Annotated in this window: 10 protein-coding genes and 2 pseudogenes; 4 read left to right on the top strand and 8 right to left on the bottom strand. The window is 59.7% G+C overall.

Annotated features, from left to right (window positions below):
* Positions 1 to 12 precede the first annotated feature (12 nt).
* Entirely contained in the window at positions 13 to 744 is a 732-nt protein-coding gene (locus tag QEN71_RS42935; protein ID WP_233472218.1) for an SEL1-like repeat protein, read from the top strand.
* A gap of 60 nt (positions 745 to 804) precedes the next feature.
* Here QEN71_RS42935 and QEN71_RS42930 read toward each other — a convergent pair whose 3' ends face one another.
* Positions 805 to 999: a hypothetical protein gene (locus tag QEN71_RS42930; protein ID WP_201662525.1), complete on the bottom strand. Its 195-nt coding sequence runs from the start codon at positions 997 to 999 to the stop codon at positions 805 to 807.
* Positions 1000 to 1206: 207 nt separating this feature from the next.
* Here QEN71_RS42930 and QEN71_RS42925 point away from each other — a divergent pair, with 207 nt between their 5' ends.
* From QEN71_RS42925 to QEN71_RS42915, 3 genes are all read left to right on the top strand, one after another.
* Entirely contained in the window at positions 1207 to 2607 is a 1401-nt protein-coding gene (locus QEN71_RS42925) for a hypothetical protein (RefSeq protein WP_201662522.1), read from the top strand.
* A gap of 715 nt (positions 2608 to 3322) precedes the next feature.
* Positions 3323 to 3730, top strand: coding sequence for a hypothetical protein (locus tag QEN71_RS42920; protein WP_201662519.1), 408 nt, complete (start codon positions 3323 to 3325; stop codon positions 3728 to 3730).
* A 262-nt stretch (positions 3731 to 3992) separates the two neighbouring features.
* Positions 3993 to 5426: an IS4 family transposase gene (locus QEN71_RS42915; protein ID WP_290468274.1), complete on the top strand. Its 1434-nt coding sequence runs from the start codon at positions 3993 to 3995 to the stop codon at positions 5424 to 5426.
* A gap of 8 nt (positions 5427 to 5434) precedes the next feature.
* Here the strand turns inward: QEN71_RS42915 and tnpC (QEN71_RS42910) are convergent.
* From tnpC (QEN71_RS42910) to tnpC (QEN71_RS42880), 7 genes and pseudogenes are all read right to left on the bottom strand, one after another.
* A pseudogene (gene tnpC / locus QEN71_RS42910) lies at positions 5435 to 5950 on the bottom strand (IS66 family transposase); the annotation flags it as partial.
* 375 nt (positions 5951 to 6325) lie between these two features.
* The gene (locus QEN71_RS42905) at positions 6326 to 7531 is read right to left on the bottom strand and encodes an IS91 family transposase (RefSeq protein ID WP_201662623.1); all 1206 of its coding nucleotides are present in this window, start codon (positions 7529 to 7531) and stop codon (positions 6326 to 6328) included.
* Between the two features lie 8 nt (positions 7532 to 7539).
* The gene (locus QEN71_RS42900) at positions 7540 to 8418 is read right to left on the bottom strand and encodes a tyrosine-type recombinase/integrase (RefSeq protein ID WP_290468338.1); all 879 of its coding nucleotides are present in this window, start codon (positions 8416 to 8418) and stop codon (positions 7540 to 7542) included.
* Between the two features lie 274 nt (positions 8419 to 8692).
* Complete coding sequence (locus QEN71_RS42895) at positions 8693 to 9694, bottom strand: tyrosine-type recombinase/integrase (protein WP_233472243.1); 1002 nt, start codon at positions 9692 to 9694, stop codon at positions 8693 to 8695.
* A complete protein-coding gene (locus QEN71_RS42890; RefSeq protein WP_290468337.1) occupies positions 9684 to 10436 on the bottom strand; it encodes a tyrosine-type recombinase/integrase in 753 nt (250 codons plus the stop codon). Before QEN71_RS42890 ends, QEN71_RS42895 begins: the two co-directional genes overlap by 11 nt.
* 200 nt (positions 10437 to 10636) lie before the next feature.
* On the bottom strand, positions 10637 to 11860 hold the full coding sequence (locus QEN71_RS42885) for a tyrosine-type recombinase/integrase (protein ID WP_201662872.1): 1224 nt from the start codon (positions 11858 to 11860) through the stop codon (positions 10637 to 10639).
* 115 nt (positions 11861 to 11975) lie between these two features.
* Positions 11976 to 12869 (bottom strand): annotated as a pseudogene (tnpC, locus tag QEN71_RS42880) (IS66 family transposase); the annotation flags it as partial.
* Positions 12870 to 12930: the final 61 nt, after the last annotated feature.

The following is a 12930-nucleotide window of genomic DNA, read 5'->3' as shown; positions in this document are numbered from 1 at the left end:
ATCGATTTTGCAATGCAACAGGAAAAATTGGGGGCGGCACCGTCGTGCGCCCACAGATTTCAATTGGGAGACGTAAAAGGTGAGTTAGAATCAGGTGCATTCTTCACCACCGGGTTGCTCACCGTGCAAATGGAAAGCTGGGTTGGGTCGATCGAGCGGGAATGGCATCAGTTGCGTCGCGCCGACCCTACTCTCGATGTCGAGAAATTTTGCAGGCACGTGCTCGCGGCGAACAAGACGGGATTCCTGTCACCCGAGTCCCTCGCTGTCATCGCAAACGCGCTTCTCATCAGCACGCTGGATGGCGCAGCGTATCTCGGCCGCTGGTTACTCGAACGCATCGGTGTGAACCGCCATCCTGCATGGCGGGTAGCCATGGCCATTTCTCTGGTTACGCCCACGGGAGGTGAAGCGGACTTCGAAACCGGGAACGCGATTCTTGACGACGTGATGAAAGATGAAACCGCGGACAGTCGTCTGCGCGGTATGGCTGCCGCCGCGCTGGCCGACAGCGCTCGGCTCGGACGGGGAATGCAGGTTGATGTAAGCTGTGCGCGATCGCTCTACGAGCAAGCCATTGAGCTTGGACACAAAGCCGCAGCACTCAATCTCGGGCTTTTCTGGGAAGGCCAGTGGGGTGCGAACGACAACGGATTTATCCCGGACCGCACGAAGGCGATGCAGAGTTATCGACGCGGTGGAGATGACAAAATTTGCCAACGCCGCCTTGAAGCGCTGCGTTGAATACCTGGCGCCCGCTCGTGCGGTTGGCAGATTTCAGGCGGCACCGACGGATATTTGCCATCAATTGATAAAGGCGAGGTGACGGAGAAGAGACTCCCCGTCCTCCGTGATGCGAGGGCGTACAGCCCCGCCCGCAAGTCGCTCCAGTGCGACGAGCTGGCGTTCAAGCAACGCACCAAGTTCTTCCCGATCAGCAATGTGATCGGCAGAGTCCTTGACCAGCATCAATGTTGCGAATTCGTGGGCGCTCAACACGGGATGCTCCTGATGCAAAGAGAGAAACGCCGGTCGTGAGCTTTTGCGGTGACGGGCGCTCCATGACGCCCACAACCGTGGGCTGACTACCGAGGGACAAAAGCATAATCCCAGAATGTGACAGCCTGAGGACGGCGTCAAATGCCGACATCGCCTCGTCTATAATCAGCAGATCCGGAATAGCCACATCGCATGGAGCCGTCATTTATGAGTCAAGCCCGCGGACGCAATGCGGGATCCCGGCGCAACGGCCAACATCAGCCTCGCCACGAGAAAAAGTCTCCGCCACAACGGCCGGGACCACCGTATGTGAAGGCGCCTCCACGGGACTCCGCCCAGACTGCCTCCATCTTCAAAACACGATCGTTTCAGTTTCTGGTCGACGCGGTAGGCGCAGAGAATATCGCCATTGCGCTCGAATCGAACATGACGCGTGTGGCAGAACTGATAAAAGGCGAGCGGTTCACGCCCGAGACCGCCTTCCACATGGAAACCACACTTGGGTTACCGCATGGATTTTTTGACCAGCCCAATCCTGCGCTCGCGGACGAGACCATCACTCGTCTGAAGTCACCGCTCGACTTCGTCCAGATCGATGAAGGATTCGACGCAGAGTCCGAAGCACCTGAACTGACTCCCGCCAGGACCGTCGACCAGCAACCCGTTCCTGAAGATAGTGTTTCCGAGGAAGCGCAAATGCCAAAGAAAGTAGCTGCTGGCGGTTCGCCGCGAGCCGTCAGGAATCGTCGAGGCGACACGCCTGAACAGACCAAATCTCGTGCGCCGCTCAAGGCTGCGCGCCCGACGGACAAGACGTCTCCCAGGACGCCCCAGCAGCAACCGCTGGCATTGAGCGACAGCGCCGAGGTCGAGAACATTCGACGCGCTAACCTCCGCCTTCTCACGAGTCGCAACGGATCAAAAGTAAGACTCGGCGTGGTCACGGAGATGAGTGGGTTCAACATCGCCGATCGGCTAAACGGCAAGAAGCGAATGGATGGTGTCGAAGCAAACCGGTTCACGGAGCGACTCGGATTGCCCGTCGGCTGGTTAGACAGTCCGCGCACGGAAGCCGAGATTCCAGAGCCAGTGTCGCAAATGCTCACGCCCGCTCCGCGCGGCCGTGCACCTGTTCAACAACAGGGGGCGCCTGCGCCAGCCACGAACGATGGCGTGCAGGGAGAAAGCGTCGACGGGAAGGTGCGCACGAGGCGCAAGCGGGCGACCGCCCTGGGCGCTTCGGAAAGCTCCGCACCTGTTTCGGCGGACGCCGCGGACGACGTGCAAACGATCGTCGACAGCCCGCGCGCCGATGTCAATGACTTCCCCGACGACCTCGCCAGCCGTTCATTCGATGAAAATCATGAAGCGGTTTCGGTAGCCAAATCTGCGCCCGATGGGGCGATGCAGCAGTCGCGACGCGTCTCCGTGGCCGTACCGCCAGGTCCGGCCCTGCTCCCCTCTTCTCCTGTGACCAGCCTGGAGAATCTCTACGGTATTGCGCCGATAGCAGAAGCATTGATCAAGACGCTGGCAGGTAAGGCGCGCACGGGCCGACTGGATGAGTTGAAAGCGCTGGAACTTCTACAGCAAGCGGTCTTGTTGTAAGTCGTCGGTGGCGTCGATCGCCCAATCCTTCGTGAGCGCCAGGTCGTCGAGATTTGCGCCGGCTTGCATGAGGCGCCCACTGACACTGGAAACGGTGCTCATCATGACTCGCGAGTCTGTACCACCATCCGGTGATGCAGACGCGGACGCCACGAATGGTGCCTGTTGCAGGTCGGTCTTCGAAGCCGTCCGCGTACAGAGGACGCAAGCGGCTTGACGCTTGACGCCGTTGTTGCCTGTCTTGCAAAAGGCCGTCGACGGTTTTTATGTCAAGCGGCCTCACCAGATTGTCTCTCCCGATCTCCTCGCCGCCGTCCGCTATGCCCGTTGATTAGTGCCGACATTGACGCATGGACTCACGAAAGTCGGGTGAACACTGCTAAACGGTCACCGCTACTGATCAAGATCTGGCTTCCGTACGCGCTTAGTACGTGCACCAAGAGAACCCCGCGTCCGCTCGGCCGAGTGCGGTCACGTTGACGTAAGCGCAAATTGAAGCACACACTGTGTTTAATCACCGTAAGCAACCGGTGAAGGCACCTTGCGTGTAAGCGACCAGCTATCCCGCCTTGACGAACGAGATTAAAACAATCGCGAATTACAGCCATCTACGTAGTAACGTCGCTGCACCTTAGTGCGGCATCATTCGGCTTTGGTCAGACCACCCGGCATGTTGTGATAATTTTCGGGGGCTCGCTACGCCTCGCAAGGGCGATTGACCGGTTCGGTTATCATCTGCCTCGCCGCTACCGGTGTGACTGTAGGCGTGGTGTCCGATTACGCGCCGACTGAACGCGATTTGGAATTGGTTGCTAGGTTGGGTAAGGATAAAGAATTTACTATGAGTCAGGAGAACGCGGAAATGCCATCGTCGGGACTAAGGCTCGAAGAAGGGAAGTTCTACCGCAACCGTCTTGGAGAGATTGTCGAGGTCCGGTTGGCTTATCCCGGACACGAGTTCTGTTTTGAGCAGGTCAATGATCTTCCATTTAGATATCGCGCAGATGGGAGGTACGCGGATAACGAAACAGACCCGATTGCTGCATTAGATTTGGTTGAGGAAATTACTCCGATGCCTTGGCCGGAGATACATTCCAAGCTGCGAGCCGGACCCAAGCCGTGATCTCGATCCCTCGAGTTTTGCGCATGACGTCGTTTGACAGATACTCAGCCGTAGCGTTGCCATCGGCGAACAGCAATCGCGTCTCGAAGAACAAAATTACGCCGTTGGGAGTGGTTGCCAGCGGTATGGCAGCAAAGCTGCAATGTCGCTGGCCCTGTGCGTGGGCAGGCGCGTGAGGATGTCCTTGAGATCTTGCAATTACCCACATCTCCAGCGCGAAACCTGGTAACCTGGCATACGTCACATTCCATACGCACGCGGGATGGCCGGTAAGCGACACGCGGATGATCGTTCGTGGTTCGATCTGGAAGTCCAGGGAAGCGAATTCCAGGACACCAGGCTGCGCCGCCGCTTCGCAAGCCTGCTCGAGAAGCTGTGGGACGGCATGGGGCAGACGATCCCGTTCGCCTGTCAGGACTGGGCTTCGACCAAGGCTGCGTACCGGTTTCTGTCCAATGACCGCGTCAGCGAACACGATATCCTGAGCGGACATTTCCAGGCGAGCGCCGAGCGTGTGAAGGCCACCGATGGGCCGGTGCTTATCCTGCAGGACACGACCGCATTCTCGTACCAGCGCGAGCGTCCCGAACTCATCGGCTACACGGGCAAGACGACCCTGCGCACGGGGAAGAACGGCAGGGGCCCGCGACGACCGCTCACGCAATGCGGCATCCTGATGCATTCGAGTCTTGCTGTTACTGCCGATGGATTGCCACTTGGTCTGGCTGCAGTGAAATTCTGGACAAGAAAGCAGTTCAAGGGGGCTTCTGAACTCAAGCGTCATATCAATCCCACGCGCGTACCGATTGAGGAAAAGGAAAGCTGGCGCTGGCTGGAAAATATGCGCCAGTCGACTGAACTTCTCGACGATCCTGTGCGTTGCATTCACATCGGTGACCGGGAAAGCGACATCTACGAGCTGTTTTGCACCGCATATGATCTTTCCACCTACTTCCTCGTGCGTACCTGTGTCGACAGGCTCGCGGGAGATGGTCAGCACACGATCTCCAAAGCCATGCGGCAGGTTCAGGTAAAGGGACTCCATCGCGTCGAGCTTCGCGATGCGAAGGGCCGTCCGATGACCGCGACGCTCGAACTGCGCTATGCGCCAATGACTGTTCTGCCGCCCATCGGCAAGCAGAGCCGCTACCCCGCGTTACAGCTAACAGTACTTCACGCGCAGGAGCGAGATCCGCCGCCCGGGCGTGCCCCTATAGAATGGAAACTCATCACCAACCTGCCGGTCCGCTCTCGTGCCGAGGCAATCGAGAAACTTGACTGGTATGCAATGCGCTGGAAAATCGAAACCTTCCACAAAATCCTGAAGTCGGGCTGCAAGGCCGAAGAGTCCCGACTTCGTACAGCCGACCGGCTAACGAACCTGATCGCAGTCTTCTGCATCCTGAGCTGGCGCATATTCTGGATCACCATGCTCGGCCGCTCGGCGCCACGGGCCGCAGCCGAACTCGCGTTCACACGCACCGAAATCGACCTGCTTGAACACGTCGTTCAGGACACGTCTCATAACGCACAGGCACCACCGCTCGTGCGCAACGTCATCAGGCTCGCCCAGCTCGGTGGTTACCTTGCGCGTGCCAGTGACCCTCCGCCGGGCAATACCGTGATGTGGCGTGGGATGCGACGTCTGACTGACATCCAGATCGGCTATGAACTCGCGCTAAAAAGAAGTGGGTAATTGCAAGCCTTGAGATACGCATACGGGTCATGCCCATTGAGTTGAGTCGAGCGGATCAGGCTCATGATCGCTGCGGCACGCTGCCCCGCGCGCAGAGAGCCTGCGAACATCCAGTTGGCCCTGCCGATCGCCCAGGGACGGATCTGGTTCTCAACCCAGTTGTTATCAATGGGCACGTGCCCATCGTCGAGATAGCGCGTGAGCGCCGCCCAGCGATTGAGGTTGTAGTCCAGGGCTTTCGCAATTCCTGAGGCCTCTGGAACCAGGCACCGCTGCGCGCTCATCCACGCATGCAAAGCATCCATCACCGGTCTCGAACGGCTCTGGCGCAGCGCACGCCGTGCATCGGGATCAAGCACCGCGGCTTCCCGTTCGATTTCGTATAGCGTGCCGAAGTATTTCAATGCCCGCCCGGCGATCTCGCTCTGATGGTTTGCATGCAGCTCGAAGAACTTGCGTCGCGCATGTGCAGCACAGCCGATCTCCGTGATGCCTCGGGTAAAGCTGTTCTTGTAGCCGCTAAAATGTTGCGCGCAACATTTTGCAGAGATTTTTTTGGTTGGCGGTCGCGGCAACCAGCGCATCACCATGTCGTCGGACCGGATCCGCGACCGGTAATCAAAAAAATGTTTGTGCTGAACCGCTCCACAGGCGGTGGCCGCTATGGGTATTGAATGACCGCCGCGGTAATTTGTGATGTCTTGCAGGGGCGATCAGACCGGTACTTCTGACGGGAGTGGGAAGCATCACGTGTAAAGGAAGCGGGAATGTGCGGGTGAACCGGCAAATCACCCGCCGTTCTGGAGTACGCAGGTGCGCCAGCAGATCGAAGGCACGAGTGCAGCCGCGTTGACCTCTTCAGGAAAGGCGAACGTGTGCGGAAACAGGTGCGGTGGCAACTAGCGCGCATGGGTGGGACCTGGCGGGGCTCGTGGAAGGCTGCCGGGCATGTCTTCGATGCGGAGCATGTGTCCCTTGCCACAGACGGGGCAGTCGCGCAGTGACCTGCCGGTGAGTCGCTGGTAGCGGTCACGGTAGTCTTCCCCGGGCTCGGCTGCGGCAGCGGCGGGAGCCTCGACACCGAGCAGCTGCCTGCAGGTGGCGAGCCTGTCGGCACGGTGGCAGTTGGCGAGCCACCCGTAGCTGCGAATGCGCTTGAAGCCGTCAGGCAGCACATGCAGCAGGAAGCGACGGATGAACTCGTCGGCCGTGAGCGTCATGGTTCTTTGTCTGGACTCGTACCGGTAGTCCTTCCAGCGGAACTGCACGGTGTGCCCGTCGAAGGCGAGCAGCCGGTTGTTGGAGATGGCGACGCGGTGGGTGTAGCGGCCCAGGTAATCGAGCACGTGTTCGGCACCGCCAAAGGGTGGCTTGGCGTAGACCACCCACTCCGCCCGTGCCGCGGGTGCAAGCCAGGCCGCGAACGCCCGGGCATCACGCAGCGGCTCGAGCTGGCCATGGAAGCGCAACGTGCCGGCGTCGAATGCGCGGCGCAGCTGCTGTGTAAAGAGCCGTCGGAAGAGCCGTGACAGGACCCGTACCGGCAGGAAGAAGCCGGGACGGCAGGCGATCCAGTGCTCGCCATCCGGGGCGATGCCGCCGCCCGGCACAACGCAATGCACGTGCGGATGATGCAGCAGATTCTGCCCCCACGTGTGCAGGATCGTGATGAAGCCGATTTCGGCACCGAGATGTCTGGGGTCGGCGGCGATCGTGCGCAGCGTCTCGGCGCTGGCGCGAAACAGCATGTCGTAGAGCACGCGTTTGTTCTGGTACGCGAGAGCCGCGATGGGTTCGGGAAGCGTGAAGACGACATGGAAGTACTCGGTCTCGGGAAGCAGCTCGGCCTGCCGGCGTTCAAGCCATTGCGCGCGGGCGAGCGACTGGCACTTCGGGCAATGTCTATTGCGGCACGAGTCGTAGGCGATGCGCTGATGGCCGCACGCGTCGCACCGCTCGACATGCCCGCCAAGCGCGGCGGTACGACAAAGCTCGATCGCACTCATCACCCGCCGCTGGACACGAGTGAGCCCCTCGGCATGGGTTTGCCGATACTGCGGACCACAGCGGCGAAGGATGTCCGCCACTTCGAGCGCCGGGCGCATCGCCGGCTTCAGAAGTACTCGGGCGCAGGTGGCGGCGATGGAATCGGTGCGGGGTGCGGCAGCAGATCGAAGGGACTCGCTGTGGCACACACGGTGCTGGTCGCGATTCTCAGGTAGCGCGAAGTAGTCGCGAGGGACCTATGGCCCATGAGCAGCTGGATCCTGCGCACATCGGTACCGGCTTCCAGCAGATGCGTGGCGAACGCATGCCTTAGGGAATGCGGTGTTATCGGCTTCTGGATGCCACATCGTTGGCGTGCGAGAGCGCAGATTCGCGAGACGGCGCCCCGCGTGATGGGGTGTCCAGGAATATCACCGGGAAACAGCCAGCCGCGGGGGTGAGCGTCCTGCCAGTACGTTCTGAGGATCTCGAGCAGACGCGGCGAGAGCATGACGTAGCGATCCTTGCGGTTCTTGCCCTGGTTCACACGGATGACCATGCGCTTGCTGTCGATGTCCGTGACCTTCAGGTGGGCGACTTCCGACGCGCGCAGGCCGGCTGCGTAGGCAACCATCAGGATGGTCCGATGCTTCAGGCTGGGGATCGAGTCGAAGAAGGTGGTGATCTCCTCCAGGCTGAGGATAACGGGCAGGCGGACCGGCTTCCTGGGCAATGGGAAATCCTCGTCACTCCAGTCACGTTTGAGCGTCACGCGATAGAGAAAGCGCAGTGCACCGATCGCCGGGCTGAGACTGGCGGGTGCCAGCTTGCGTTCTTCGCGGAGATAGATGAGCCAGGCCCGGATCTCTTCGGGACCCAGCAGTTCGGGAGAACGGCGGAAGTGTCGGGCGAAACTGGATACCTGAATCAGATAGGACTTCTGGGTATTATCTGCAAGGTTGCGGATCTGCATGTCATGCAGCATGCGTTGGCGCAGTGGCGTCATGGCGAGCCTCCTGGAAGCAGTGGGTGGAATGCCCAACCGGGCGTTCACATACTGCTCCTGGTGATACCGGTCACCGCTTCGCTGGGGTTCAGCGCCAGACGACCCACTTCATGAAACGTCAGTCATAGACCTGTGCCCACCTCCCACTACCGCGTCAGCGGTTTAGTACAACGGCGGCTATGTTGCGGCCCGAGATATGTTGCGGACGGTGAATCGAAGCCGCCGTTCGCGACGTTTCAGCGGCTTCGCGCGCACATAAGCAACGGGATGAAGTTTATAGTCGCTGCAGGAACTCCATGATGGACGGCTTGGATGCGCGAGCGCTTCTGGGTCGAGGCAAACCCGTGACGTCCAGACACGCCAATGCCCGCGCCTTCATTTCCAGATCGACCTCCGCGTAGACGTTCGTTGTATCCACCGAGACATGGCCGAGCCAAGCTCGTATCGTGTTGATGTCAACTCCAGCTCTGAGCAGGTGGACCGCGGTTGTATGCCGAATGGTATGCGGGCTGATCCGTTTGCCTCGCATCGAGTCGACCTGGTCAGCCGCTTTCGCCGCACACGCTGCCACGATCCGGTGAACTCCGAACCTGGTCATGCGGTCGCCAGTCCGTCCCCGAAACACCGGGGCCTCAGAGTTGCTGCTCGCGACGAGTGGTCGCAAAGTCGCAGCCGTTGTCGGCCATAACGGACATATTCGCCACTTGTTGCCTTTGCCCAGGATGCGCACCGATGCTGATGTGCCAAGTCCAAGGTTACCGATTTGCAACGATGCCGCTTCGTTGGCACGCGCACCACTGTTGTAGAGAAACAGAAGCAGCGCGTAATCACGCATACCGAGCTCAGTGTGGCAGTCTGGGACGCGCAGGATCGCATCTATTTCATGCCTGTCGAGATAGCCGACCACCGTTTTCGTGGTCTTCTTGAACGGTATTGAACGAACCTGCGCGCACCAGTCCAAGTGCTCCGGCGAACGCATTCCGATGAAACGGGCGAGCGAGTGAATCGCTGCAAGTCGCTGGTTGCGCGTGACTGTTCTGCAACCTCGATTACGTTCGAGGTAATCCATAAAAACACGAACCAGCACTGCCGAGACGTCTTTCACGGACAACCGGTCGACCGGCACCTTCGCCTCACGACTGATGAACGGCAGCAGCAAGGTTAACGTATCGCGGTAGCTGACCTGCGTGTTGTGTGACAGGTTACGCTCGGCAACAAGATGTTCAAGCAGGAATCGTCGAACCCAAGGCCCGAGAAGGTCGTGATCATGCATCATCAGCCTCCGATACGGATGTCTGTCTCGCATAGATGGCGAAACGGTAGCTGGCCTCCTGAAGCAACTCGGGTGTCATCTGAAGGTACCGCTGCGTCGCCCTGATATCAACATGCCCGAGATACGTGGCCAGATGTGGAAGAAGAGCCTGCACATTTTTGCCGGTGCGGTACCAATGCAGTACCCTATGTACAGCTGCAGTGTGGCGAAGGTCGTGAAGTCGTGGTGGTCGTCGCTCACCAGCGGGGATTGGGATGTTTGCCGCTGCGCGGACGCGCTGGAACAGCGTGACCACTCGCTGGTAGTAAAGACGACAGCCAGAGCGCGAACACAGGAATGACGAGTCCGGGCCTTCTGGGAAGGGCAAGTTGCTGCGCCGATCGAGGTAGTCGTTCAGCGCCGTTACCAGTTGCGGGCCCACCGGAACCAACCGGCTCTTGTAAAACTTCGAATTGCGAACGGTTAGCACGTGCCCGCTAAGATCGACGTCCCTCAATTTGAGTCCGATTGCCTCACTGACTCGGAGCCCTGCGCCATATAGCAACAGCAACAGGGTTCGGTACGTGTCTGCCTGCAGACGGCTCCATGGCGAATCGAGTATCGCGGTAGCGCTGAACAGCCGCTGCAGCTCCTCTCGCGAGTAGACATATGGCGTCAACGATGGCGGCAACTTTGGGAGAAGCTCCGGCAACGGCGATGAGAATGCGTAACCGCGCGCGACGGCAAACCGGTACAGGCCAGTCAACAAGCTTCGCCTGGTCCTCCAGGTGCCACTCAAAGCGCCACGCCCTTGGAGGAATGCCGCTATGTCCTGAGACGTTAGGGCGTCCAGCGACCGGTTGTCGATGACACGTACAAACTGCCGAAGTGTTCTCGCAGCGCTTTTGAGCTGCACTCCTTGGGCCCGTCGCGCGGTGAGGTATGCAGCGACGATTTCGCTAGATGTCATTGCAGGCCTCCCAGGTCAAGTTCGGCCACCTGACGCAGTGACGCCAGATCAACCTTCGTGTAGGTCATCGTCGGCATGGAGGTTCGATGCCCGAGATGATCGCCGATCTCCTTGATGGTCAGGCCTTTCGCCAGCAACCGTGCTGCACATGAATGCCGCAGGGCATGGGGGCCGAGATGGGCGGCCTGAAGCCCGAGCGCGAGTAACCGCCGATTAACGATGTTATAGATTGCTGGTGCCGTGATGGGCACACGCGGCGCACGTACCCGGATAAATATTTCCGCAGATCCTACTGCGGGCCGTGCCTCGTCAATGTAGCGTCCCAGCGCTTCTGCAACAGGCGAAACAAGTGGGTAAATCTGAGGTTGGCGGCGCTTTAGTCGCCATATTTGCAGTCGACCATTCGCACGGTCGACCTGGTCGATCCGGAGCGCGGCCACCTCTCCTCTGCGCAATCCATATACGGCCAACAGCAGGAGAATTGCACGGTCGCGAACGCTGCGCTCATCGTCACCGTATGCACCGGCGATCACACGTCGCACATCTTCCCAGTCCAGCGCATAGGGTAGTGATTCAAGGGCATATCGCGGACCGCACTGGATTGAATCGGAGAGCCCCGGCCTACATGCACCGATACTGGCCGCGTGGCGGAGGAATATGCGGAGAAAGTTCGCCATGTGTCTGCTTGAGACCCGTGACCAGTGTTGCACACCATAGGTAGCAAAGTAGGAGTCGATATCCCTGGGCTGCAGCGTTGCGAGGTTGAGTCCGGTGTCAGCACACCAGCACAGGAACCTGATCGCTCGGTAACGCCATTGATCAACAGTGCACGCTGTCAACTCGCGTTCGTCACGCATCCAACTGACGAAGCGCTCGAGATCTTCTTTGAAGGGGACCGGCTCTTGCGGCTCATGCCACCACCCTAGAAACTTTAGCCATGCGCGTGCCGATCGAACTAATGTCGAAGCCGTCGATGGTGCCACCACCGGTTCCGTGCATCCGCAGACAATCTCGCGCAACCGCTCGGCGCTCACCCAACCAAAGTCCTGTATCGACATCCGTGCAGCAACCCACACGGTCGAGCGCGCCTTCAGGCGTAGTGACTTAGCGGTCGCCCCTTGAGACGCGCAACGGTACAGATACCTAGCGCGCTCGCGGGCCAGCGGACCAGTGCGGTGGCGCGTCACCGCACAATCGGTATTGAAGATCGTTTCGAACATGGTAGACCTCCGGACTGCAGAAGGACTACCAGCAGGCGCTACTATTTATGTTGTGTCAACCGATGATAAACCGGTGCCCGCTCCAGTTCATCTCAAACTGCGGCCACATAACTCGGGCCGCAACATAGCCGCTATAGTCGTCGCACACCAGCTTGCCCTGCCAGTCGCCCAGGAAGGCGCGCGCATGCTCGCCAGCGCGGCTGTCGGCGAAGTCATACACGACCGCCTTAAGCGACGCGTATTGGGTCGTGGCATACGCCCACAGATACGCACGATGTGTCTTGCCTTTGCCCGGACTGAGCATCTGCACAGGCGTTTCATCCGCATGCAGTACACCCTGACGCAGGATCTGTTCGCGCAGTGCATCGACCAGCGGCTGCAGTCGCACGCCGCACACGCCCACCCAGTCGCCCAGTGTCGACTGAGGGATCGCCAGCCCTCCGCGGGCGCAGATGCGTTCAAGCCGGTACAGCGGCAGATGATCGGCGAACTTCGATACCAGCACCCAGGCCAACAGCGCGGCCGTCGGGATGCCCTTGTCGATGATGTGCGCGGGCACGGGTTCCTGTGTCAGCGTCTCGCATTGACGGCACACCCACTTGCCGCGGATATGTCGCTCGACTGTGAACACGCCTGGCGTGTAGTCAAGCTTCTCGCTGATGTCTTCGCCAATGCGCTCGAGCTCGCAGCCGCAGTGACATGTCGTGGTATCCGGGTCGTGATGAATGTCGGTGCGCGGCAGATGCGCCGGCAATGGTGCGCGTCGCGCACGTTGCTGTCGTGATTTGCGTTCGGGCGTATCTGGCTGAAGCTGCTCGAGCTCGGCCTCGATCGCGGCCAGATCCGTATCGACCGCTTCGTCGAGCAGGCTCATCTGTTCCGTATTGAGCTGCTCGCTGCGCTTGCCGAACTGTTGCCGTTTGATGACCGAGAGTTCATGCGTGAGCTGGTCGATACGGGTTTGCCGATATTGCAGCTCCCGTTCCTTCTCACCGACTTCGCGCTCCCTGTCTGCAAGCTGTCAACGCCGATTGAATTCTGACCCGCCTTTCGGCGATTCGTCGAAGTAA

The organism is Paraburkholderia sabiae (genome assembly GCF_030412785.1).
Classification (GTDB): Bacteria; Pseudomonadota; Gammaproteobacteria; order Burkholderiales; family Burkholderiaceae; genus Paraburkholderia; species Paraburkholderia sabiae.
The sequence above is the reverse complement of the archived record's forward strand: the minus strand, read 5'-3'. Positions and strand labels throughout refer to the sequence as shown.